Annotated in this window: 14 protein-coding genes; 8 read left to right on the top strand and 6 right to left on the bottom strand. The window is 68.6% G+C overall.

Annotated elements, in window-relative coordinates:
- Window positions 1-130 precede the first annotated feature (130 nt).
- Window positions 131-598, bottom strand: a complete 468-nt coding sequence (locus tag EYF70_RS03340) for a hypothetical protein (protein WP_131148869.1) — start codon at window positions 596-598, stop codon at window positions 131-133.
- A gap of 163 nt (window positions 599-761) precedes the next feature.
- Here EYF70_RS03340 and EYF70_RS30980 point away from each other — a divergent pair, with 163 nt between their 5' ends.
- Together EYF70_RS30980 and EYF70_RS03330 are read left to right on the top strand one after the other, a co-directional pair.
- The gene (locus EYF70_RS30980; RefSeq protein ID WP_165497568.1) at window positions 762-3,350 is read left to right on the top strand and encodes a YML083C domain-containing protein; all 2,589 of its coding nucleotides are present in this window, start codon (window positions 762-764) and stop codon (window positions 3,348-3,350) included.
- Window positions 3,351-3,471: 121 nt separating this feature from the next.
- Window positions 3,472-4,605: a branched-chain amino acid ABC transporter substrate-binding protein gene (locus EYF70_RS03330; RefSeq protein ID WP_131144133.1), complete on the top strand. Its 1,134-nt coding sequence runs from the start codon at window positions 3,472-3,474 to the stop codon at window positions 4,603-4,605.
- A 581-nt stretch (window positions 4,606-5,186) separates the two neighbouring features.
- Here EYF70_RS03330 and EYF70_RS03325 read toward each other — a convergent pair.
- From EYF70_RS03325 to EYF70_RS03310, 4 genes are all read right to left on the bottom strand, one after another.
- A complete protein-coding gene (locus tag EYF70_RS03325; protein WP_131144132.1) occupies window positions 5,187-5,960 on the bottom strand; it encodes an REP-associated tyrosine transposase in 774 nt (257 codons plus the stop codon).
- Window positions 5,961-6,270: 310 nt separating this feature from the next.
- A complete protein-coding gene (locus EYF70_RS03320; protein ID WP_229420685.1) occupies window positions 6,271-7,470 on the bottom strand; it encodes a GGDEF domain-containing protein in 1,200 nt (399 codons plus the stop codon).
- Between the two features lie 568 nt (window positions 7,471-8,038).
- Window positions 8,039-9,376 carry a C4-dicarboxylate transporter DctA gene (dctA, locus tag EYF70_RS03315; protein ID WP_131144130.1) on the bottom strand — a complete coding sequence of 446 codons (1,338 nt, stop codon included), beginning with the start codon at window positions 9,374-9,376 and terminating at the stop codon, window positions 8,039-8,041.
- 166 nt (window positions 9,377-9,542) lie between these two features.
- Entirely contained in the window at window positions 9,543-10,709 is a 1,167-nt protein-coding gene (locus tag EYF70_RS03310) for a mandelate racemase/muconate lactonizing enzyme family protein (RefSeq protein WP_131144129.1), read from the bottom strand.
- 140 nt (window positions 10,710-10,849) lie between these two features.
- Here EYF70_RS03310 and EYF70_RS03305 point away from each other — a divergent pair, with 140 nt between their 5' ends.
- Window positions 10,850-11,791: a LysR family transcriptional regulator gene (locus tag EYF70_RS03305; RefSeq protein WP_165497837.1), complete on the top strand. Its 942-nt coding sequence runs from the start codon at window positions 10,850-10,852 to the stop codon at window positions 11,789-11,791.
- Between the two features lie 98 nt (window positions 11,792-11,889).
- Here EYF70_RS03305 and EYF70_RS03300 read toward each other — a convergent pair whose 3' ends face one another.
- A complete protein-coding gene (locus tag EYF70_RS03300; RefSeq protein WP_131144127.1) occupies window positions 11,890-16,845 on the bottom strand; it encodes a PEP-CTERM sorting domain-containing protein in 4,956 nt (1,651 codons plus the stop codon).
- Window positions 16,846-17,362: 517 nt separating this feature from the next.
- On the opposite strand from EYF70_RS03300, the gene EYF70_RS03295 reads away from it, so the two are divergent.
- The 5 genes from EYF70_RS03295 (at window position 17,363) to EYF70_RS03275 (ending at window position 23,821) form a co-directional block, all read left to right on the top strand.
- Complete coding sequence (locus EYF70_RS03295; protein ID WP_131144126.1) at window positions 17,363-17,716, top strand: hypothetical protein; 354 nt, start codon at window positions 17,363-17,365, stop codon at window positions 17,714-17,716.
- A gap of 94 nt (window positions 17,717-17,810) precedes the next feature.
- Window positions 17,811-19,040: a TolC family protein gene (locus EYF70_RS03290; RefSeq protein WP_131144125.1), complete on the top strand. Its 1,230-nt coding sequence runs from the start codon at window positions 17,811-17,813 to the stop codon at window positions 19,038-19,040.
- Window positions 19,037-19,594, top strand: a complete 558-nt coding sequence (locus EYF70_RS03285; protein ID WP_131144124.1) for a hypothetical protein — start codon at window positions 19,037-19,039, stop codon at window positions 19,592-19,594. Before EYF70_RS03290 ends, EYF70_RS03285 begins: the two co-directional genes overlap by 4 nt.
- Complete coding sequence (locus EYF70_RS03280; protein ID WP_131144123.1) at window positions 19,591-20,721, top strand: efflux RND transporter periplasmic adaptor subunit; 1,131 nt, start codon at window positions 19,591-19,593, stop codon at window positions 20,719-20,721. Before EYF70_RS03285 ends, EYF70_RS03280 begins: the two co-directional genes overlap by 4 nt.
- 4 nt (window positions 20,722-20,725) lie before the next feature.
- Complete coding sequence (locus tag EYF70_RS03275; RefSeq protein ID WP_131144122.1) at window positions 20,726-23,821, top strand: efflux RND transporter permease subunit; 3,096 nt, start codon at window positions 20,726-20,728, stop codon at window positions 23,819-23,821.
- Window positions 23,822-23,869: the final 48 nt, after the last annotated feature.

Below are 23,869 nucleotides of genomic sequence, written 5' to 3'. Positions count from 1 at the left end.
GGCGATGCTTGGGCACAAAGACGCCCGGCCGTGCACGATCACATGCAGGGCCGGGCGTGGCCCTCCGCAAGCCATCACGGAAGGCAAATCAGCTGCGAGCGGCGCGGCCGAAGCCGCACCGTCATGGCGCTCAATGGCGGCGCGAACCCAGCAGCTTCGAGACGGCGTAGCCGGCGGCCAGCGCCACCAGCACGGACGTGCCCGGGCTGTTGCGCACATAGCTGCGGCCCGTTTCGGCCAGGCGGCCGTAAGCGACGTTCAGGTCGGCGGCTTTCTGGCTCAGCTTTTCGGAAACGACGCTGGCCTTGCTGGAGACTTTTTCCACGGTGTCGTGGGCCTTGCCGACCAGGCGGTCGGTGGTCGCCGGCACTTTCTCGGCCAGCTTCTCGACCGTGCTGTGCACTTTCTCGGCGGCGGCGGGCACCTTGTCGGCGATCTTGTCGACGGCGCTGTGCGCGGCGGTAGCGGCCTTGTCGGCGGCGGGCTGCACCTTGTCGGCAGCCTTGTCGATGGTGTTATGCGTGTCGGTACGGTTGGTGGTATTGCCGATCGGCGTCACGGTGCCGGTCGCATTGATGGTCGATTTTTCGTTGTCCATGATCGGTATCCTCTTGGTTGGTGTGTTTGCAGGGTCAACGATAGGCCGTTCAGGGGCGCCGCACAGTGCGGTGCATAACAAAGCGGCAATGCCGTCATGCCCGGTGCGCCGCCCGCGCGGCCTTTGTGGCAAGCTTGGCCCGTTCCAGCAACGGAGGTGCGTCATGTTTCCTGTCTCTGCAGTGACCGAACCGTCCGGCATGGCCACCCTGTTCGGCACGGCCGGCGTGGGTGCCGCCCCCGCGCAGGACGACGTGGCGCCCAGCTCCGACGTCGACGTATCGTCGCTGGGCCAGTTCATGGGCACGCTGGCGCTGGCGCAGAAACGGCTGGGCGAGCTGGCCGCCGCGAGCGGTGGCCGCATCACGGACGCCGAGCTGGAACAGCTGGGCACCGCCGCGGGCGAACTGGTGGAAGCCTTCAACGTGGGCCGCGCCATCGACACGCTGGCGCCGCCATCGGGCGAACCGTTGCCACCCAACGCCCTGGCTGGCCGCCTGGCGCAAGCCTTCGACGAGCAGCGCGCCGGGCTGGCACGGCTGGGCATCGATCTCGCCCCTTCCCTGCTGGGCGACGACGGCGACATGCTGGCCGTCGACGAAGGCCGGCTGCTGGCCGCGTTCCAGGCCGACCGCCAGGGCACGCTGGACGCGCTGGCACGCGCCGCCGGCAGCTTCGACGAGGCGGCCAGCGCGCTGGCGCAGGAGCGCGATGCCATCGGCCCGGACGGCAATTCGCTGCAGCCGCCCGCCACCACCAACCTGCCGCCGAGCGAGATCAGCGACGCCGCGTTCCGCAACGCGCTGCGCGATACCGCCGTGCAGCCCAACCAGCAGAATGCCGCGCCCGACGCGCCCGACGCCTCCAACAAGGCGGAACAAGGCGGACAGGCGCGCCAGCCCGAGGCACCGCAGATCGCCGGTTCCGGGACGCCCGCGGCCATGCTGAACAACCAGGCCGCCGAGCTGACGGCCGCGCAGGCCCGCGACAGCGCCAGCGGTGCGCTTGGCCCGGCCAATGCGCAGGCACCGCAGAGACCGGAGCAGCAGGCGCCTGCGCAGCAAGCCCTGGCACAGCAAGGGCCCACGACACAAGGCCCGGGGCAGCAAGGGCCGACGGAGCAAGGGGCGACGCCCCAGGTAGCCGGGCCGCAGGTACCCACGCAGCAGGTCCCCGTGCAGCAAACCCCGACGCAACAAGCTCCGACGCTGCAAGTCCCCACGCAGCAAGTTCCCAACTATGCGCAACCGGCGGCGGCCATCCCGTTGCCGGCCGCCGCCAACCGCACGCCGACGACCCCGGCCGAGACGGCTGCCGCCCAGCAGGCGGTGCGCGATACCGTGCAGCCGCCGCCCACGCGCGTGACCGGTGCCACCGGCGAGGCGCAAGCCAATCCGGTGCAGACGCCGCCGGCAGCGACGACGTCGCCCGACCAGGCCAACGCCGAAGCCCTGGCCCGGCAACTGGCGGCCGAACGCTTTGCCGCCGAGCGGGCGGCCGTGGCGGAAAATGCGCAAGCGCGGCGCGAGCAGGTACAACGCGACGACGCGGCACGGCTCGAGCGCGACCGCGCCGCACTGGTGCAGCAGGATCGCGCGGCCGCGGACCGTGTTGCCGCCGACCGTCTTGCCGCGAACCGCCTCGCTGCAGCGCGGGCGGGGGCGGACGATGCGGAACTGCGGCGCCAGCAGGCGCAGCGCGACGACACCGCGCGGCTCGACCGCGCCACGCTGACGCAGCAGGAACGCGCGGCTGCAGACCGCCTGGCACTGGCGCGGCAGACGGCGAACGAGGCGCTGGCCGAACAGGAAGGCATCGTCACGCAGGACCAGCGGCTGCAGGAAGTGCGCGCCGCGGCGCTGCGCCAGCTGACGACCACGCGCGATGAGGACGTCGCCGCGCAGCAGCTTGCCGACCGGCTGGATGACGCAGCCCGGCAGGAGGTTCGCCAGGATACGCTGGCGCAGACCGACCGGCTGGCGCAGGACCGCCTGCTGGAGGCACGCCGGGCGGCGGCCGGGCTGGCGCAGGGCACGCGGGAAGATGCGCTGGTCGAACAGCAGCTCGCGCAGGTCCGCCTGGCGGCCACGCGGCAGGCCGAGGATGCGCGCCAGGCTGCCGCACTGACCGATGCCGAGAACGCGCGCCAGCGCGATGCGCTGCGGGTCCTGCAGGAACAGGGGGCGGAACGTGCGCAAAACATTCTCGATCAGGAACGGCTGGCCCTGCGCACCCAGCAGGCCGCCGGCGCGGCTGGCAGGGGAACCGCTGCCGGTGCCACGGCATTGACCGGCATGGCCAACGAGCAGGCCGCGGCCGGCGCCGCTGCGGATGCGCAGATCGCCGCCGATGCGGCAGCCGCGGCGACCGCCGGTGCCGCCGCCACGGCCCAGGCGGCGGCCGACGCGGCGGCTGCGGCGCAGGCTTCGCTAGGCACGCCGGCCAATCCGGCGGAGGGCACCACGGCCGGCGGCACGCCGACGGCAACAGGTGCCCCGGCCGGCACGGTTCCGGGAGGCGCGGGAACGCCGGGCGCGAACGCCGCGGGCACGGCTGCCGCCAACGCGGGGGCCAACAATGCCCCGCGGGCGCCGAACGCGGCCGATCCATCCACGGCCGCGGGGATCGCCGCGCAATACCTCGCCGGCGGCATCGGCGGCGGCCCGAACGCGAATTCCGCACCGCCACCGCGCAACGAGATCAACCCGGCAGTCCGGCCGGTTACCCGTACGGGCACGGTGCCGCCGGTGTGAACGGCGGCCCTGCCGGCGCGTGGCAGGGCATGGGGCATCGGCATGGACATGTGACAAAGCTTGCTCCCGTCGCGAGAACGTGGATAATTCACGCTACTCAAGAATAACGACGGGAGATCCGATGAGACACACGCACTTGGCCGGCGCGCTCGCGCTGGCGGCAATGTCGGCAATGGCGGCCGGCGCCGCCGCGCAGGAAACCGTGGTTCGCATCGGCCATAGCGGGCCGCTGTCAGGCGCGCAGGCTTTCTCCGGCAAGGACAATGAAAACGGCGCGCGGCTGGCGGTCGAGGAGCTGAACGCGAAGCCGGTCACCATCGGCGGCAAGAAGCTTCGCTTCGAGCTGGTCTCCGAGGATGACCAGGGCGATCCGAAGGCCGGCGTCAACGTCGCGCAAAAGCTGGCCGATGGCGGCGTGCGCTACGTGGTCGGCCCCTACAACTCGGGTGTGGCGATCCCCGCATCGCGCGTATATGCGAATGCCGGCGTGGTCGTGGCCAGCGTCGCCTCGAATCCGAAACTCACGCAGCAAGGCTACAAGAACCTGTTCCGCGTGAACGCCAGCGATACGCAGCTCGGTTCGCGCATGGCGCTGTACGCGGCGAAGGAACTGAAGATCAAGACAGTGGCGGTGATCGACGACCGCACCGCCTTCGGCCAGGGCCTGGCCGAGGAATTCAAGCGCGCCGCCCGCGCCGCCGGCATGACGGTGGCCGGCCATGAATACACCACCGACAAGGCGGTCGATTTCACTTCCATCCTGACCAAGCTGCGGCCGAAGAACGTGGAAGCGATCTTCTTCGGCGGCTATGCGCCACAGGGCGGCCCGATGGCGCGCCAGATCCGGCAGCTGGGCATCAAGGCGAAGCTGCTGGGGGGCGACACGATCTGCACCGCCGAGATGGGCAAGCTGGGCGGCGATGCCGTGGGTGCCAACGTGCTGTGCTCGCAGGGCGGCGCCCTGCTCGACAAGGCCGCCAGCGGCCCCGGTTTCAAGGCGAAATTCAAGAAGCGCTTCAATGCCGAGCCGGACGTGTACGCCGCCTCGTACTACGACGCCGTCCACCTGTTCGCCCAGGCCATGCAGCAGACGAGTTCCGTCGAACCCGCGAAGGTGGGCGCCGCGATTTCCGCCGGTTCCTACCAGGGCGTGGCGGGCACCTACGCCTTCGACGCAAAGGGCGACATGAAGGCCTCGCCGGTAACCATCTACACCTTCAAGGGCGGGCAGCCAAGCGCGTTGACCAGCTACTGATCCTCACGGCCGAGCTCGTGTCATGGGGGCATTGCAGGTGTTTCAAGGAGCACCGCTCCTTGCCTGCAATGCGGCGATGCCTTGCAAGGCATCGCTCCCTCCGGGCACGCTGACACGAACTCAGCCGTGAACTATTGCTCAGGCCGTGTCAGGGGGTCAGGCACGCTGACACGAACTCAGCCGTGAACTATTGCTCAGGCCGTGTCAAGGGGTCAGGCACGCTGACACGAACTCAGCCGTGAACTATTGCTCAGGCCGTGTCAAGGGGTCAGGCACGCTGACACGAACTCAGCCGTGAACTATTGCTCAGGCCGTGTCAGGGGGTCAGGCACGCTGACACGGGCTCAGCCGTGAACTATTGCTCAGGCCGTAAGCGCTTGCTCAGGTCCTGTCATGGGGCATTGCAGGGGGAGGCGCAGGGGTTTCGCAGAGCACTGTTCTGCGCCTGCGGAACGGCGCAGCCATGGAAGGCTGCACCTTCGAGGAGCACCGCTCTTGCCTGCAATGCGGCGATGCCTTGCAAGGCACAGCTCCTCCCAGGCACGCTGACACGCACTCAGCGCACTGGAGCAATGACGTCATCAACACGCTGTCGTGCGCGTCATCCTGCTGACAGTTCTCGTGGAAATGCCGAAATACCGAGCGATCTGGTCGCGGGAATAGCCGCCGCATGCCCATGCGGCGGCTACCGCCATGCTCCTGTCCAGATGCAAGCGCGCGAACTGTTCAAGCGTCGGAATCGAGGGTATTTCGTGAATCCGTTCGATCACTTCCGGCCGGGCGTAATATCGCCGCTTACTCAACGGAATGCGGGCATCGACGAACACGCGATATGCCAGCTTTTTCGCCAACATGGTTGCGCCTGAAAACTGATCGAGTGCCCAGTCCACGTTCAGCCATGGAGGCGCCTCGTGAAATCCGCTCAGATAAACGTGGGAGCTCCACGGCCATTCGTCCGGATGCTCGACCAGTGCGGCACGAACGGGGTTGAGCACGATGTAACGCAGCAGTTCGAGCAGATGTTCCTGCCGAACGACATGGGTGTCACCGAATCGTCCCTGGAACAGGTGGCCGGTAAGCCCATGCCGCCAGTTGAACTTGTGCGCATATTTACCGTTCAGGTATTGCATCGCCGAGGAGAGATTCGCATCCGGCGTTTCAAAAAGCAGATGAAAATGGTTGGGCATCAGGCACACGCCATATACCACCAGTTGGAAGCGGCTCGCGGTTTCGCAAAGTATGCGGTACCAGATCTGCTTGTCGATATCGTCGGCAAATATGTGTGCCCGACGATTGCCACGCGTAGTGATGTGGTAAATCGCCCCAGCGAATTGATGTCGTGTCGGTCGGCCCATCTACCTACGTTAGCATCGCACCGATCGCCAGCGATGAGGTCGGTCAGCCAGCAGGATGCAACTTTCACCAAGCACCTATGGGCTAGGGCCGTGACAGGGGGGCAGGCACCATGACACGAGCTGATGCATGGATCAATGACGAGCCCGTGTCACGGGGTCAGGCACCATGACACAAGCTGATGCATGGATCAATGACGAGCCCGTGTCAGGGGGCCAGGCACCATGACACGAGCTGATGCATGGATAAATGACGAGCCCGTGTCACGGGGTCAGGCACCATGACACGGGCTGATGCAGGGGTGAATAGGCTTCAGCCGACCGCCCGGCTGGCCACGTGCAGGCCGGGCCGGCCGTAGAATTCCAGCGCCTTGACGGTGTTGCGGCCGTCGCGCTTGGCGGCGTACAGCAGCTGGTCGGCCAGCTCGATCACGGCTTCCTGCGGGAAGCGGGCGGCGACGTTGGCGAAGTTGACCGACGTGACACCGAAGCTGGCCGTCACGCCGACCGACTTGCCGGGCGTGGTCTCGGTGGTCATGGTGGACAGCGCGGCGCGCATCCGCTCGGCCAGGTGCACCGCGCCGGCCAGGTCGGTTTCGGGCAGCACCAGCAGGAATTCCTCGCCGCCGAAGCGGATCAGGTTATCCACGTTCTCCCGGATCATCCCGCGCAGCAGCGTGGCGAATGCCACCAGTACCCGGTCGCCCGCCGCGTGGCCATAGGTGTCGTTGACGGACTTGAAGTAGTCGATGTCGCAGGCGATCACGGCGACGCTGAGGCGGAAGCGGCGCGCCCGCGACAGCTCCATGTTCAGCAGCTCCTGCTGCAGGTAGCGCCGGTTGTGGCAGCCCGTCAGCGGATCGCGCTCGGACAGGTTCTTAAGCACCGACTGCACGCGGAACTCCTCGCGCCGGATGATGTTGTAGCGGCGCGCGGCGATGAAGCCGAAGCAGTTCGCCAGCGACAGCAGCATGACCATCGTCAGCTGTTCCTGCCCGGTCAGGCGGCCCGTGACCAGCGCGACGGCGATGAACACGAGCGTGGAGATCACGCCGATGGCCAGCGCGTACAGCAGCCGGTTCGGAATGTACAGGTACACCACGAGCACCATCAGCCCCATCGACATCGCGTGCCAGGATAGCTCGGCCGGCCTTGCCAGCACGATCGGCGCGAAGGCCAGCATGCCGACGATCTCGGTGACGCTTGCCGTCAGGTAGACCCGGCCGACCGAATGCGGATGCAGGTGATTGGTGACGCAACTGGCGACCGCCACCACGGCGACCGCGGCACGGCAGCCGAACAGCATCAGCGACAGCGGCGAAAGTCCCAGCGCCAGCACGTCGGTGATTGCAAAGACAAGGTAAACGGCGGCACAGAACAGCAGCGTGGTGCGCAGCTGTTCCTTGGTCTGCGGCAGCAGGTGATGGCTGAAATGCGCTTCGATCGTCCTGTCGGTGAATTCTGCCGAGAGGCGGGAGATCGCGAACGCCGCGTCATGAACCGGGGGTGACACGTCTCCTCCTGATACTGATGAGCCCGCCAAGCGGGTAAACGGGGGATATTGTAAACGTATCCCTACAGACATTTCTCACTAATAGTCACCCACGGCAGATATTTGTAATGAAATTACGACAGCTTCGACGACGCCGGGCAGGAATGGGCAAAGGTAATCTCACCAATTTGCATTTTAGCAAAAATCATGCCGCAAGAGAAATTTATTATTTTGATAACGATACAATAATAGTTGCAAAATTGCACTACTTCCCCTGGCGTATTGCCGGGCGGCGCACAAACCCGTACCAGGAATGGATGTGACAGCGTTCGGGAAGGGAACTTTGCGCGGACCGCGCCCAAAAAAAATGACCGCGGCTGCGGGGCCGCGGTCGAAGATTGACTGCAATGGGGCGCCGGCGCCGCCGCAGGTTCAGCGCCTGCGGTCGTCCCGGTCTACGCCGATGCCGGCACCAGCCGCGCCGCCATGTCGGCGATACCGCTCCGGGCGGACCTGCGGCGCATGCTCGACATGGCGAACTGTCAGTACCTGATGGCGCGGCGTGCCCCTGCACAGGCAGCGGCGTAGCTCACTTCTGCATCCGCGCAACAGGCGCGACCGGTTCCAGCACCGGTACCGGCTGCTCCTCGCCGAATGCCGCGCCGCGATCGAGAACGGCCCTGGCCTGCCGCATGTCGATGGCCTTCTCCCAGCGCGCCACCACCACCGTGGCGACGCCGTTGCCCACCAGGTTCGTCACCGCGCGGGCTTCGTTCAGGAACCGGTCGACACCGAGCAGCAGCACCAGCCCTTCGACCGGAATCTTGTGCATCGAGGCCAGCGTGGCCGCCAGTGCGACGAAGCCGGCACCGGCGACACCGGCCGAGCCTTTCGAGGTGAACAGCAGCACGCCGAGCAGCACCAGCTGGTCCCACAGCGTCAGGTCGATGTTCATGGCCTGGGCGATGAAGATCGATGCCATCGTCAGGTAGATCGCCGTGCCATCGGCATTGAAGGCATAGCCGGTCGGCAGTACCAGCCCCACGACCGGCTTGGGAATGCCCAGCTTTTCCAGCTTGACGAGCATTTGCGGCAGCACCGCTTCGGTCGACGCGGTGCCGAGCGTGACCAGCAGCTCGTCCTTGATGTAGCGCATGAACTTGAACAGCGACAGGCCGCACGCACGCATGACGATGCCCAGCCCCACCACGATGAAGACGGCGGAGGTCAGGTACAGGCACAGGATCAGCTGGCCGAAGGACGCCAGCGTGCCGATACCGTATTTGCCCACGGTGAAGGCCATGCCGCCGAAGGCCCCCAGCGGCGCGACAACCATGGCGATGCGCACGACGCCGAACATCCCCTGCAGGAACTGGTCGAGCATGTCGACGAACGGTTCGACCGGCTTGCCGGCGCGGGCCAGCGCGATGGCGAACAGCAGCGAGAAGAAGATGATCGGCAGCATTTCGCCGGCGGCGAACGCCCCCACCACGCTATTCGGCACCATGTTCAGGATGAAATCGAATGCGCCGCCCTGCTGTTCCGCCCGCTTGGCGTAGGTCTCGACCGATGAACCGTCGATGTGCGCGGGGTCGATATTCATCCCGACACCGGGCTGGAAGACGTTGACGACGACCAGCCCGATGGCCAGCGCGAGCGTGGAGGCAACCTCGAAATACAGTACCGCCTTGATGCCGACGCGGCCCGCTTCGTGCACATTGTTCATGCGGGCGATGCCGACCACGATGGAGGCGAAGATGATCGGCGCCAGCAGCATCTTGATCAGCTTGATGAAGAGGTCGCCCAGGGGTTTCAGCTGGGCCCCGAGGTCGGGCATGAAGTGGCCCAGCGCGATGCCGGCCACGATGGCAATCAGGACCTGGACGTAGAGCTTGGAAAGGGACTTTCCGATGAAGGTGGATCGCATGGCTGTCTCCTGTTGCGAATTGTCGTACTGCCTTCCGGACTACCAATGGACGAGCGGGACCGCCGCAGGCGCGCATTGGCGGCTGCGATGGTCACTGTCCTGGATTCATTGCTGGCGGACCGCGCCTCTCTGCGGAGGCGTTGCCGGTCGCCTGGCGCGCGGGAACCTACGCCGACAGCTTCCGCATTTCGGCGAACAGGTCCGCCTTGCCTTCGAAGCCGATGCCAGGCAGGTCCGGCATGGTGATGTAGCCGTTGTCGACCGCCACGCCGTCGGGGAAGCCGCCGAACGGCTGGAACAGGTCCGGGTAGGATTCGTTGCCGCCCAGGCCCAGGCCGGCCGCGATGTTCAGCGACATCTGGTGGCCGCCGTGCGGGATGCAGCGGCTCGGCGACCAGCCGTGCTCGCGCAGCATGTCGAGCGTGCGCAGGTATTCCACCAGGCCGTACGACAGCGCGCAATCGAACTGCAGCCAGTCGCGGTCGGCGCGCATGCCGCCGTAGCGGATCAGGTTGCGCGCATCCTGCATCGAGAACAGGTCTTCGCCGGTGGCCATCGGGTTCTTGTAGTAGTTGCGCAGGGTGGCCTGCAGCTCGAAGTCCAGCGGGTCGCCCGGCTCCTCGTACCAGAACAGGTCGTATTGCGACAGCGCCTTGGCATACTGGATGGCCGTATCGAGGTCGAAGCGGCCGTTGGCGTCCACCGCCAGTTTCTGGCCATCGCCCAGCACGGACAGGATCGAATCGATGCGGCGCAGGTCTTCGTCCAGCGAGGCGCCGCCGATCTTTTTCTTGACCACCGTGTAGCCGCGGTCGATGTAGCTGCGCATCTCGTCCTTCAGCTTCTGGTGGTCCTGGCCCGGGTAGTAATAGCCGCCAGCCGCGTACACGAAGATCTTGCGGTCCGGCTTGCCGTTGCCGTAGCGGTCGGCCAGCAGCTGGAACAGCGGCTTGCCTTCGATCTTGGCCACCGCGTCCCACACCGCCATGTCGATGGTACCGATCGCCACCGACCGCTCGCCGTGGCCGCCCGGCTTCTCGTTGGTGAACATGCAGTTCCAGATCTTGTGCGGGTCGAGGTTGGTGCCGGCATCGTCGACCAGCGAAGCCGGGTCGGCTTCCATGATGCGCGGGATGAAGCGCTCGCGCATCAGCTTGCCCTGGCCATAGCGGCCGTTCGAATTGAAGCCGTAGCCGATCACCGGCTTGCCGTCGCGGATCACGTCGGTGATCACGGCGACCAGGCTCAGGGTCATCTTGCTGAAGTCGATGTACGCATTGCGGATCGGCGAGCTGATGGGGAGGGTTTGTTCGCGGATTTCTACGATTCTCATGAAAGTCTCCTGGAAGCGTCGCTTCACTCTGGCTGCGACAGGTATTGGGAAGTCACAGGTTAATGGCGAAAGGACGTCTTATAATTTCCCGGGATTGATTTCAAAAGTGAAAACAAGTGAAGAATGATCCGACCTCGGACATGCAGTTCTTTGTCCTGATCGCCCGGCTCGGCAGCCTGGCGGCCGCGGCCCGGGCCGTGGACCTGACGCCGCCGGCGGCCACCAAGCGCCTGGCGACACTGGAGACCCGGCTGGGCGTGCGGCTGCTGAACCGCACCACGCGCAGCCTCAGCCTGACGAGCGAAGGGGAAACCTACCTGCAGCACGCCACGCGCATCCTGGCCGACGTGAAGGAGATGGAGGATGTCGTCTCGCAGGGGCGCGCGGTGCCGCGCGGCCTGCTGCGGGTCAATGCGACCCTGAATTTCGGCCGCACCACCATTGCGCCGCTGGTGTCCGAATTTGCCAAACGCTATCCGGAAGTGGAGGTACTCGTCGAGGTGACCGACCGGCCGGTGGACCTGGTGGAGAGCGGGTTCGACCTCGCCGTGCGCTTCGGCGACTTGCCCGACAAGCGGCTCAGTGCGCGCCGCATCATGTCCAACCGGCGCTTCCTGTGCGCCTCGCCGGCCTACCTGGAAAGCCACGGCACGCCAGCGGTGCTGGCCGACCTGGCCGCGCACCGGTGCATCATCCACCGGCAGAATGACGATGCCTACGGGATATGGCGCTTCCTGCACCACGACCACAGCGAAGTGGTGAAGGTGCACGGCATGTTGTCCAGCAATGATGGCGATATCGTGCTGGGCTGGGCCCTGGATGGGCACGGCATCCTGATCCGCTCCGAGTGGGACCTGGCCCGGTATCTCGACAGCGGGCGCCTGCGCATCGTGCTGCCGGATTTCAAGCTGCCGTCGGCGGACCTGTATGTCTATTACCCGGAACGCCGCAACCTGCCGGTCCGCGCGCGCGCATTCATCGATTTCCTCGCCGACCATTTCAGGACGGCGCTCGACGGCCGGGGCGGCAGCGTCCAGGGGCATGTCAAACCCGCCAGGCGCTCGCGCAAGGGCCAGCCTTAAAGGCTCTGCAGGCTCTGCAGGCTCTGCTGGCTCTGCTGGCTCTGCTGGCTCTGCTGGCTCTGTTCCCTGCTACGGAAAGCCGGGATCGGACCGGGCACTCATGATGGCCTGCGGCCGCCGCGGCGATACACCAGCACGACGCCAAGTCCCGCCAGCAACATCATCCATGTGCCCGGCTCCGGTATGGCCGCCACGCCGATCGCGTACCCGAAGCCGAACCCGCCGGGCTCGGCCAGGGTGAAGCCGGCCGAGACCAGCAGGTCCTGGTTGCCGGCAGCCAGCATGCCCAGCACGTAGGACCGGTCATCGAAGAACAGCTGCGCTTCCTCGACGCTGGTGAACGTCCGCGAGAACACTTCGGTACCGTGGCTGGAGACGGCCAGTTCCAGTTCCGTGAACCCGGCGGCATCCGAGAGTGAACCGAGCAGGCCGAGAGTCAGGTGCCCCTGCAGGTCGGTGGCAAACACGAAGTTCGCCGCAGTAATGTAGGTATAGCTGTTACCCGGCACCGCGTCGGCGGCATAGCTGCTGGCCATCGTGCCGATGCCGGCCACCCGGCTGCCGGCCAGTGCCGCGGCAACGGCCGGCGCGCCAGCCAGTTCATTGGCGACCGTGCCGGCGCCGGGTGCGGCGACGGCATAGGAAAGCGCCTGGTATCCCGATGCAGGCCCCATCAGTCCGTAACTGTCGCCCCCGACGTTCGAGGACGTGGCCGTGCGCGCCGTGCTGCCCGTGGGTGCGCCCGCCCGGGTCTCGACAAGCACGCCGGCTGGACCGATCGCGCTGCTGGATGACACCGCGGCGCCCGATTCTCCCGTGGCGGTGGCATAGGCATGGTTGCTGGCCGCGCCCTGCCCCCAGGAACGGGCGGTGGCATCGGCCTGCAGGCCAACCGCTTCGGCGCTTGCCAGGCTGCTGCCGCTGGCCGTGGTGGAGCGCGCTTCGGCCAGCGATGAAGCATTGCCCAGCAGCGAACCGGTGCCGCCACGCGCCTGGCTCGTCGCGTGCGCTTCCCCGGCGGCGGTGGCATGGCTGACGGCGTCGGCGCGGCCGCCATCGGCCAGGCCGAGGTAGCCGGCGCCGCCGCCTGCCGAGACCGCGCTGATCGCGCCCATGCTGGACTCGGCGGAACCGCGGGCACGGGCGTCGCCACCCACGCCATGACTGCCGGCGGCACTGTCGCCACCGGCGCCGCCCAGTGCGGTCACATTGCCAACGGCGTCGGATGCTGTCGACAGCAGCGCCAGCATGGCATCGGCCCCGCCACCCGCTCCCGCCGTGGCCGAACCGGAGCCCTGGCCGCCGGCGCCGCCATAGGCGCCCACGATGGCGCTTACGGCGTAGGCCGCGCGATCGTCGGACAGGGTCAGACGGGAACTTGCCAGGCCGCCGGTGGCCGCGAAGCCATCTTCGCTGCCGCCGCCCTGGCCGCCAAAGGCGTTCTGCTCCAGTCTCAGCACGCCGCCGCCGATGCCCCCGACGGCATCGGTCAACACCGCCGCCCCGCCGATACCGCCTGCCGCGCCCTGCTGCCCGAAGCCGCCGGCCCCGCCGGTCGCACTGGCACTGACGAAAACTTCTTCCCCGCCGCTGACGCCCCTGGCAAGCGCGCCGGCGCTGCCGCCCGCCCCGGCCTGGTTGCCGCTGCCGCTGCCGTTGCCGCCGGCACCGCCGCTGGCGATGGCGATACTGGTGATGTAGCCATTGCTGCCGCCGGTACTCGTGGCGGTGCTGCTGGCCTGGCCCTGCCCGCCCCTGGCACCGTTACCCGACAGATGGCTGCCGCCGTTGCCGCCGTATCCCTGTGCCCTCGCACTCATGGAGCGCTCCGTCGAGCCTTGGACCGTCGCCGTGCCCAGCGCTCCCGCGGTGGCCGTGCCGACGCCGGCGGAAGCGCCGCCGCCGCCAGCGTTGCCGCCGGCACCGCCGGTTGCCGTCGCTACCAGTCCCAGGCCTTCACCCGCGCCGCTGGCGTTTGTCAGCGTAACGTCGGCAACACCGGCTTCGCCGGCCATGCCATCGGCGCTGTCGCCGCCGCGGCCACCGCGACCGTTCAGGCGGACCGTCAGGGCGCCACTGGTGCCGCCCCGGGCGTTGTCGAGCAGCGTGACGCCGCGGCCCGCGCCGCCATCCGCGCCACTGCTGCCCGCACCGCCATCACCTCCCACGACCGTGGCGGTCAGCACCATATTGCCGTCTCCGGTGCCACGGACAGTGGTGGTCGCCGCACCGCCGGCACCGCCGCGGTTGCCGCTGCCCGAGCCCGCGGCGCCATTGCCGCCCGTGGCGCTGCCCGACAGTTCCAATGCCCCCGGATAGCTCAGCGATCCCGTGGCGCTGGAGGTCGCCGTGCCGCCATCGGCACCATTACCCCGGCTGAGGCCGGTGCCGGCGTTGCCGCCCTGGGCGACCACCGAGCCATCCAGGCTCTGCATGCCGGAAATCGTCAGCGCGGCATCGGCGTTGCCGCCGGCGCCAGCCCGCCCCGGTACGTCACCGAAGGCGAACTGGCCGCCGCCGATCCCGCCACGGGCAATGCTGGTGCCCCGTACCCCGCTGTTGGACGACAGCACCAGCATCGTGCTGGCGTCGCCGCCCGCGCCTGCCTGGCCACTGCCCGTCGCGCCGCCGTGGCCGCCGGTAGCCTCGATCGTGCTGGTCACATGGATGTCCATCGAGGCCGCGTGCTCGGCCCGTGCATTGCCGCCCGTGCCACCAGTGCCGGCGGAGCTGGTGCCGCCGCCGTTGCCACCGCGGGCGTCGAGCGCCACCTGCACGTCGCTGGCACTGGCTGCGTTGGCAGAGGCCAGCCGTGATAGCGCGGCACCGCCCGCGCCGCCGTTGTAGGAAAACCCGCCTTCGCCGCCGATGGCGGTCTGGCCCAAGTAGAGCTTGCCACTGGTGCTGCCGCTGACCGTATCGATGGCGGTCGAAGCGGCGCCCGCCCCGCCGACGCCCGACAACGATGTGAAACGCATGATGTCGCCGCCGGCCCCACCGCGCTGGGTGACCGTGACGGACAGCAGGCTGTCGCCGGCGCCGGTCGCGCTGCCGGTGGCGCTGGCCACTGCCAGCCCGCCGGCACCACCGCCGCCATGTCCGCCCGCCCCGCCCGCCCCGCCCTTGCCGCCGACCGCCTCGGCCTCGACATTCACCAGGGCCCCGGCACCGCTGCCGGTGGCGGCAGCGCTTGCGGTGCCGCCCTGCGCTCCCGCCACGCCCTTGCCGCCGATGCCACCGAGGGCAAACCCGACGACCGCCAGCGTGCCGCTGTCCGTGGTGCCGTCCACGGATGCCTCGGCGGCGCCGCCGGCGGCCGCCGTACCAGTCAAGCTCGCACCGCCATTGCCACCGACCGCCCGGCTTGCCAGGTCCAGCCGCGCCGCCGTCACGTCGGCCAGCGTGAGTGTGCTGCGCGCCTGCCCCGCGCTGCCGGCCCCGCCACTCTCGCTGTCACCACCGGCGCCGCCGACGGCGCCCTGCGCCAGCGACAGCCTGCCATTGGTGGCACCGCTGACCGCGTTCACCAGCTCGGAGGCGGCGCCGCCGCCGCCGTTCGCGGCGGAATAAGCCAGCCCGCCCGCGCCCCCCGTCTGCACGACGCCGATGAACAGGTCGCCACCGGTAGCGCTTCCGGTGGCGGTCGCGGCCGCGAGGCCACCGGCACCTGCCGTTGCGCCCGCGCCGGCGACGCTACCGCCGGTCCCGCCGGTCGCGGATGCACGCAGGCCGGATTCACCGGTACCGGTCGCATGGCCTTCGATGTGGCCGGTCGCGCTTCCGCCGACTCTACCGGTGCCGCTTCGGCTGTGGCCACCCTGCCCGCCCTGCGCGGATACGTCGCCGGTAACGGCTGCGCCGTCCAGTTTCGCCGAGGCTACCGCAGTGCCGCCCTGTCCACCCGGCTCGGTCGTCTCGGAAAGACCGCCCTCCCCGCCGATCGCACGGGCACCGCCAGTGACCGTGCCTGTGCCGCGCATCGCTGAACTGGCCGTTGCCGCGCCGCCGTGGCCGGCCAGCAAGCCGCTGCCGCCATTGCCTCCCTGGGCGGTCGCGGTGCCCTGCAGCGGGGCGCCGGCTACCGTCGAGACGAGTTGCAGGCTGCTGCCGGCGCCGCCGCCGTGACCGCCCAGCGTGTTGCCTGAACCGGCATTGCCGCCGTAGGCGCTCATGTGCGCATTCAGTGTCCCGGCCATATTGTCGGTCAAGGCCAGGTTGCTGCTGGCGCCCCCTCCTGCGCCGCCACCAACATCCAGACTGGCGCCGCCCGCCCCGCCGAAGGCGTTCTGTCTCAATGTCAGCGCCCCTGCGGTGCTGCCGCTGACCTGGTCCGCCATGTCGCTCGCGGCGCCGGCGGTGTGAAGCCCGCCCCACGCCGCGTTGCCGCTGCCGCCGGTCTGTTCCGCAAGAACGTCGACGGCGCCGATCGCCGAGTGTCCACTGGCCACGGCTGTCGCCGCGCCTGCCAACCCGGCCGCACCGGCGCCCGTCGCGCTACCGCCGTCGCCACCGATGGCCACGGCGTGCGCCAGCACATCGGCACTTCCCTGCCCCTGCGCTTCGGCCAGCGCATTCGCGACGCCGCCGTTGCCACCCGCCGCGCCGGCACCTGCCGCCGCGCCCGGGCCGCCTTCGCCAGGGATGCCGGCGAGGCCACCCATGCCGCCAATGGCCCTGGCACTCGCCGTGGCATTGCCAGAGGCGGGCTGTGCAATAGCGGTCGCGCTCGCGGCACCGCCGGCGCCACCGGCGCCGGCAGCGCCACCATCCTGCCCCGGATTGCCGGCAGCGCCATTGCCGCCCTGGCCACCGAAGCCGCCCCGGGCGTCGGCCCAGTTGATCTGCGTGTTATCGGGGCCGGAGCTCGCCACCGCTGGCTGGCCGGCCCCTCCCGCCGTGCCGGGCGCGCCGGGAACCGCCCCGGGAATGCCGGGCGCGCCCGGCGCACCGGTCGTTTCGACGGCATAGGCCTCGCTGATGGCCAGGGAAAGCAGCAACGGCACCAGCCGCCGTGCGCAAGTCTTGACGGGATGCAGGCAGGAAAACGGGTGCATGGCACTCCCCTTCAGTTGAGCGATACAGTGACATGCCGCATGGGGTGCTGCCGCCGCAGTGCGGCGCCGGGCAGGTCGCGCCGAACTTGCACACCTCCTGTCCATGAGGTGCTGCCACGAGTGCTGCCTCGAGTGCCACCTCGAGTGCCACCGAGGATGCAATGAGAATGGCTTGTGATTGCCGGTGAGGTGGCACGCATTGCCGCTGACATTGGCAGCGGGGATAGGACGACATTGGCAGCGGGGCTCGATGATCGGAGATTATCGGATCGACCGGCCTGAAAGTCCTTTGCAGGGCCTGAAGGTTCACTGAATAAAGTCTGATCGCATGGGCGGGGGGCGGCTCATTGCCGCAAGGCCGCTGCCGCGTCACGCACGTGGCGGCTGCTCCGAACGCCACGTCGGCTGGCTCGCCACCCGTGGCCGACCGTCGCGCGGCGACCTCGCCGACACCGTCTCAATTGCGGGCCCCCTGCCCGCCACTGCTATAATCGGCGGCTGACAAGGACCTCCATCCGTGCGCCACCTGCTCTGTATCCTGCTGATGCTGTGCCTGCCCCTGCAAAGCTTCGCGCTGCAGTGGGAGCACGTGCTCGCCGGCGAAACGACGCTGGCGCACGAGATCGAGCACGATGAACATGTCCCGCATCACCACGAGGACGATGGTTCTGTTCATTACGACAACTCCGACGAATCGGCCAGCCACGTGCAGGACCATACCTGTTCACCACAGCCTGCCGCGATTCCGCCGCCGTCGCAGGCCGTCCTGCCGGCACAACTGATGACCATCGTCCGTCCCGACGGCCCGGCGCCGATGCCGGATCCTTTCCTGGACTGTCCACACCGCCCACCTTCCGCATCCCCCGGCTGAGCCGCCGGGGGAATACCGCACAGCCAGTCAGCGCGACCTCGTCGCGCCCGTGCGCATTCCTTTGGCGATGAGTTAACTCACCCAAGGAATACCGATGCGTCTTACACGCCTGCCCTTTTATCTGGTGGCTGCCGCCTGCCTGCTGCCGCCCCTTTCCATCGCGCAGTCCAGCGCGCAGTCCACGCCCGCGCCGACCCTGCACGAACTGGTCGAGTCCGCATGGCAGCGCGCGCCGCTGGCCCGCACGCTGGCCGCCCGCCAGCAGGAAACCGCCGCCGCGCGCGACATTGCCGGGTCGTGGCTGGCGGCCGCGCCCACGCTCGGCATGGCGGACCGCTCCGACCGGTGGACCGACCAGCGCAACGCCCGCGAGACGGAAGTGTCGCTGTCCGCCCCCATCGTGCTGCCCGGCCAGCACGGCGCGCGCCGCCAGCTGGCGGAACGGGCCGGCGAAGAGCTCGATGCCCAGCTGCGCCAGGCCCGGCTGGCCATTGCCGGGGAGGTCCGCACGCGGCTGTGGGAAGCGGCCGCCGCCCGCGAGGTGCTGGCCGAGAAGCGCGACCACCTGCACCACATGGAAGAGCTGGCGGCCGATGTCGAACGCCGCGTCAAGGCGGGCGACCTGGCCCGCAGCGATGCCCTGCTGGCCCGGCAGGAAGTGCTGGCGGCCACCATGGATGTCGCCCTGGCGCGCGGCCGTGCCGGCGAAGCGCTGGCGCGCTTCCGGCTGGTCACCGGCGCAGCCACCCTGCCCGCGCTGGAACCCGAAACACTGCCGGCTGAAACGGCCGCGACGCATCATGCGCGGCTGCGGGCGGCGCAGGCAGCGGAGACGCGCGCCCGCGCGGCCGTCGAGCTGGCATCGGCCAGCCGGCAGGCCGCGCCGGTCGTTGCGCTGTCCATGCGCCGCGAGCGCGACGGCAACATGCCGGGCGTTGACCGCAGCATCGGCATCGCGCTGCAGATCCCCCTGTCCGGCAAGCTGCGCAACCGCCCGGCCGAAGCACTGGCGGGCACGCAGCTGGCGACCGCCGCCGCCGAGCTGGAGCAGACCCGCGCCACCGTGGACGCCGACCTGGCGCTCGCGCAGGACCAACTGGCCAATGCGCGCGCCGCGCTCGATGCCGCCACGGCACGCGCCGCCGCGCTGCGCGAGCACACCGCGTTGTTCGAGCATGCGTTCCGGCAGGGTGAAAAGCCGCTGGCCGACCTGCTGCGCTCGCGCGCACTGACCCACGAAGCCGAAGTGGCGATCCGCCAGCAGCGCGTCGCGCTGGCCCTCGCCCACGCCCAGATGAACCAAGCTTTTGGAATCCTCCCATGAAACCCCTCATTTCCCTGTTGCTCGCACTGGCCTTCGCCATGCCGGCGCAAGCTTCTCCCGGTGCCCGCGGCCCCAACGGCGAACACCTCGACGGTCCCGCCGCGACCACGGCGTCGGGCAGCGTGCCCCGCGTCGTAACATTCACCGAGCTGTTCGAGCTGGTCGGCCACCTGTCGGGCGGCGAGCTGTCCGTGATGATCGATCGCTACGAGACCAACGAACCCGTGCTCGGCGGTACGCTCGACGTGGAGTACAAGAACCTGAAAGCCCGCGCGAAGTTCCATGCCGACATGGGCGATTACGCGATCGACGACAAAAAATTCCTGCAGGCGCTGTCGGTCCCCGGCAAGCATGCGCTGCTGTTCACCTTCACGGCCGGGGGCGAGAGCGACCTGCTGGAGGGAACGCTCGAGGTGCCCGTCGCCGCGGCCGATGACCATGGGCACGGGCACGAACGCCGCTGGTGGTGGCTGGCCGCCTTGCCGGCGATCGCCATCCCGGCGGCGCTGATGGTGCGTGCACGGCGCCGTGGTGCGAAGGAGGTGCGGCCATGAGCTTCCGTCGCATGAACTTCCTTCGATTCTCGGCGGCGATCGCCTTTGGACTGCTCGGCATCCACCATGTCCATGCATCCCCCGGTGCCCACGGCCCGAACGGGGAACACCTGGACGGGCAAGCGACGACGTCCGCCAGCGGCCTGGCCCGCCTGCCGGACGGCAGCGTGAACGTGCCCAAGCTGGCCCAGCGCCGCATGGTGATCCGTACCGTCAAGGCGGTGGAAGGCGAGCACCCGCAGACGGTCGAACTGAACGGCCGCGTGACCATCGACCCCAACGCGGGCGGCCGCGTGCAGGCGCCGTTCGCCGGCCGCATCGCGCCGGGACCACTAGGCTTGCCGGCCGCTGGCCAGACGGTCCGCAAAGGCCAGGTCCTGGCCCGGCTGGTACCGGTGTCCAGTGCCGTGGAGCGCGGCAACCAGGAAGCCACCCTGGCCGACCTGCGTGCCATGCGCGCGCTGGCCGAGCGCCGGGTCGCCCGGCTCGAATCGCTGGAAGGCACCGTGCCCGCGAAGGAGATCGACGCCGCGCGCGCCGAGCTGACGAGCATTCGCGGCCGCGAAAAGGCGGTCGCGGGCACCGTGCGCGGCAGCGAAGCCATCGTGTCGCCGGCCGACGGCGTGATCGCCAGTGCCCAGGTGCTGGCGGGCCAGATCGTCGAAGCCCGCGACGTGCTGTTCGAGGTCATCGATCCCGCGCGCGCGCTGGTCGAGGCGAGCACCCCGGATGTCACGCTGGCCTCCCGTATCGCCTCGGCGACGCTGCCGGCCGCCCCCGACGCAAAACTGGTCCTGGTCGGTGGCGGGCGCAGCCTGCGCGACGGTGCATTGCCGATCAGCTTCCGCGCCACCGGCAAGGCGTTGCCGCTGGCGGTGGGCCAGCCGGTATCGGTACTGGCGAAGCTGAACACGACCGTCAAGGGCATCGTCCTGCCGGCCGAGGCCCTGGTGCGCAATCCGGCGAACGAGACGGTGGTGTGGATCAAGTCGGGGGCGCTGCGTTTCATCGCGCAGCCTGTGGAAGTGCGCCCGCTCGATGCCCACACGATCGTCGTGACCCGTGGACTCTCCGCGGAGAACCGCGTGGTCGTCTCCGGCTCCTCGCTGATCAACCAGATCCGGTAACGCCATGTTCAATGCAATCGTCCGTTTCAGCCTGCACAACCGGCTGCTGGTCCTGGCCGCCGCCGTGCTGCTGATGGTGTACGGCGCCTTTACGGCCCGGCGCACGCCGATCGACGTGTTCCCGGACCTGAACAAGCCGGTCGTCACCGTGCTGAGCGAGGCCGGCGGCATGGCACCCGAAGAAGTGGAGCAGCTGGTGTCGTTCCCGCTGGAGACCAGCCTGAACGGCATGCCCGGCGTGACCCGCGTGCGTTCCGTGTCCGGTGTCGGCCTGTCGATCGTCTACGCGGAATTCGACTGGGATACCGACGTGTACCGCAACCGCCAGCTCGTCGCAGAACGGCTGTCGCTGGTGCGCGAACAACTGCCTGCCGGCGTGAACCCGGTGATGGGACCGGTGTCGTCGATCATGGGCGAGATCATGCTGATCGCACTGCCCATCGACCTGGCCAAGACCGATCCGATGAAGGCGCGCGAGTACGCCGACTTCGTGTTGCGCCCGCGCCTGCTGTCGATTCCCGGTGTATCGCAAGTGATTCCGATCGGTGGCGACGTACGCCAGTTGCGCATCGAGCCCGACACGGCGCGCATGGCGCAATACGGCATCACGCTGGGCCAGCTGACCAGTGCGCTGCAGGGGTTCGCGTCGAACACCAGCGGCGGCTTCATCGACCTGAACAGCCGTGAGTACCTGATCCGCAACCTGGGGCGCACCACGCGGCTGGAAGATGCACGCGGCCTCCCGGTAGCCTATCGCAATGGCACGCCGGTCCTGCTCGAGCAGGTGGCGCAGGTACGCCATGCGCCCGCGTTCAAGCGCGGCGACGCCGGCATGAACGGCCGGCCGGCCGTGATCGTCAGCGTCCAGAAGCAGCCCGCCGGCGACACGGTGCAGCTCACGCGCCAGATCGAGGCCGCACTGGGCGAGCTGCGCCAGGGCCTGCCCGCCGGGCTCTCGGCGCCCGAAATCCTGTTCCGGCAAGCCGACTTCATCGAATCCTCGATCGGCAACGTGGTCGAGGCACTGCGCGACGGCGCGATCCTGGTCGCTGTCGTGCTGTTCGCATTCCTGCTGAGCGCGCGCAGCACCGTCATTTCCCTTGTCGCGATCCCCCTGTCGCTGGCCGTGACCGCGCTGGCGTTCCACCTGCTGGGGCAGTCGATCAACGTGATGACCCTGGGCGGCCTGGCGATCGCGATCGGCGAACTGGTGGACGATGCCGTGGTCGATGTCGAGAACATCCTGCGCCGCTTGCGGCAGCGGCCGGAAGGCACTTCCGTGCTGGAGACAATCTGGCATGCCTCGGTCGAGGTCCGCTCCGGCATCGTCTATGCGACCGTCATCGTGGTGCTGGTGTTCGTACCGCTGTTCGCCTTGCCCGGCATCGAGGGCCGGCTGTTCGCGCCGCTGGGCATTGCCTACATCACGTCGATCCTGGCCTCCATGCTGGTCTCGATGACGGTCACGCCGGTGCTGTCGATGGTCCTGCTACCCCGCATGAAGCGCTTGCAGCATGCCGACAGCCCGCTGGTGCGCTGGCTCAAGCGGCACGACGAACGGCTGCTGCACTGGTCGCTGCCGCGCGCGCGCGGCGTACTCGCCATTGCCGTGATCGCAGTGGTTGCCGCGGTGGCGTCGGTGCCGTTCTTCCCCCGCGCGTTCCTGCCGGCGTTCAACGAAGGCTCGCTGGTGATGGGCATGACGTTTACGCCCGGCACGTCGCTGGCGGAAGCAAACCGGATGGGCGCGCTGGCCGAGACCTTGATCGGGCAAGTGCCGGAAGTGATCAAGGTGGGCCGCCGCACGGGCCGCGCGGAACTGGATGAACATGCCGAGGGCGTGCACTCTTCCGAGATCGACGTGGACCTGAAACCGTCGGAGCGCTCGCGCGAACAGGTGATGGCGGCGATCCGCTCGCAACTGTCCGTCATCCCGGCATCGGTCGCCATCGGCCAGCCGATTTCGCACCGCCTCGATCACCTGCTCTCCGGCGTGCGCGCGCAGGTCGCGCTGAAGATCTACGGCGACGACATCGACACGCTGCGCGGCCTGGCGGAAACGCTGCGCACGCGCCTGGCCGGCGTGCCGGGACTGGTCGACCTGTCCGTGGAGCGGCAGGTGCTGATCCCGCAGATCAAGATCCGCGTCGACTACCGCAAGGCGGCGCAGGCCGGTCTCCCGGCGGGCCAGGTGCTTGCGGCGATCGAAGCCATGTCCGAGGGCACCAAGGTAACGCAGGTGATCGACGGCGCGCGCCGCTATGACCTGGTGGTGCGGCTGGCCGATGCGCACCGTACCCCGCAGGACCTGGAACGCCTGATGCTGGACACGCCATCCGGCCGGTTGCCGCTGGCATCGATCGCCACCGTCGAGGAAAGCGATGGCCCGAACCAGATCGGCCGGGAAAACGGCCGGCGCCGTATCGTGGTGTATGCGAACACGGACGGCTCCAGCATGTCGCGCATCATTGGCGACGTGCGCGGCGCGGTCGCGGCCACGCCGCTGCCGGGTGGCTATTTCATCAGCATCGAAGGCCAGTTCCAGGCGCAGGAGGCGGCGCAGCGGCTGATCGCCGGCCTGTCGCTCGCTTCACTGGTGCTGATCTTCCTGGTGCTGTACACGCGCTATCGCTCGGGCGTGCTGGCAGCGGTCATCATGGCCAACATCCCCTTCGCGCTGGTCGGCAGCGTGGCGGCGATGTGGCTGGCCGGGGTGTCGCTGTCGGTCGCCTCGATGGTGGGCTTCATCACCCTGGCCGGTATCGCCACGCGCAACGGCATCCTGAAGATCAGCCATTACATCAACCTGTGCAAGTTCGAGGGCGAGTCCTTCGGCTGGCCGATGATCGTGCGCGGTTCCCTGGAACGGCTGACGCCCGTGCTGATGACGGCACTGGTCGCGGCATTCGCCCTGGTGCCGCTGCTGCTGGCGGCCGACGCACCGGGCAAGGAAATCCTGCACCCCGTGGCAGTCGTGATCTTCGGCGGGTTGGTCAGCTCGACGCTGCTCGATTCGTTGCTGACGCCATTGATCTTCTGGCTGGTGGGCAGGAAGCCCCTCGAAGCGGTACTGGCACGCAGCGGCGAGGAAAGCTATTGATTCAAGGGTCCGGCGGCGGGGCCCGAAGCCCGCCGCATCACATCATTC

The organism is Pseudoduganella albidiflava (assembly GCF_004322755.1).
In the GTDB taxonomy this organism is placed as follows: Bacteria; Pseudomonadota; Gammaproteobacteria; order Burkholderiales; family Burkholderiaceae_D; genus Rugamonas; species Rugamonas albidiflava.
The sequence above is the reverse complement of the archived record's forward strand: the minus strand, read 5'-3'. Positions and strand labels throughout refer to the sequence as shown.

Bases quoted from the DNA above. Each gene is read 5' to 3' on its own strand.
- EYF70_RS03280 (WP_131144123.1), top strand. From the start codon at position 19,591: ATGAGCTTCCGTCGCATGAACTTCCTTCGATTCTCGGCGGCGATCGCC.
- EYF70_RS03285 (WP_131144124.1), top strand. From the start codon at position 19,037: ATGAAACCCCTCATTTCCCTGTTGCTCGCACTGGCCTTCGCCATGCCG.
- dctA (WP_131144130.1), bottom strand. From the start codon at position 9,376: ATGCGATCCACCTTCATCGGAAAGTCCCTTTCCAAGCTCTACGTCCAG.
- EYF70_RS03290 (WP_131144125.1), top strand. From the start codon at position 17,811: ATGCGTCTTACACGCCTGCCCTTTTATCTGGTGGCTGCCGCCTGCCTG.
- EYF70_RS03300 (WP_131144127.1), bottom strand. From the start codon at position 16,845: ATGCACCCGTTTTCCTGCCTGCATCCCGTCAAGACTTGCGCACGGCGG.
- EYF70_RS03330 (WP_131144133.1), top strand. From the start codon at position 3,472: ATGAGACACACGCACTTGGCCGGCGCGCTCGCGCTGGCGGCAATGTCG.
- EYF70_RS03275 (WP_131144122.1), top strand. From the start codon at position 20,726: ATGTTCAATGCAATCGTCCGTTTCAGCCTGCACAACCGGCTGCTGGTC.
- EYF70_RS03325 (WP_131144132.1), bottom strand. From the start codon at position 5,960: ATGGGCCGACCGACACGACATCAATTCGCTGGGGCGATTTACCACATC.
- EYF70_RS30980 (WP_165497568.1), top strand. From the start codon at position 762: ATGTTTCCTGTCTCTGCAGTGACCGAACCGTCCGGCATGGCCACCCTG.
- EYF70_RS03340 (WP_131148869.1), bottom strand. From the start codon at position 598: ATGGACAACGAAAAATCGACCATCAATGCGACCGGCACCGTGACGCCG.
- EYF70_RS03310 (WP_131144129.1), bottom strand. From the start codon at position 10,709: ATGAGAATCGTAGAAATCCGCGAACAAACCCTCCCCATCAGCTCGCCG.
- EYF70_RS03305 (WP_165497837.1), top strand. From the start codon at position 10,850: ATGCAGTTCTTTGTCCTGATCGCCCGGCTCGGCAGCCTGGCGGCCGCG.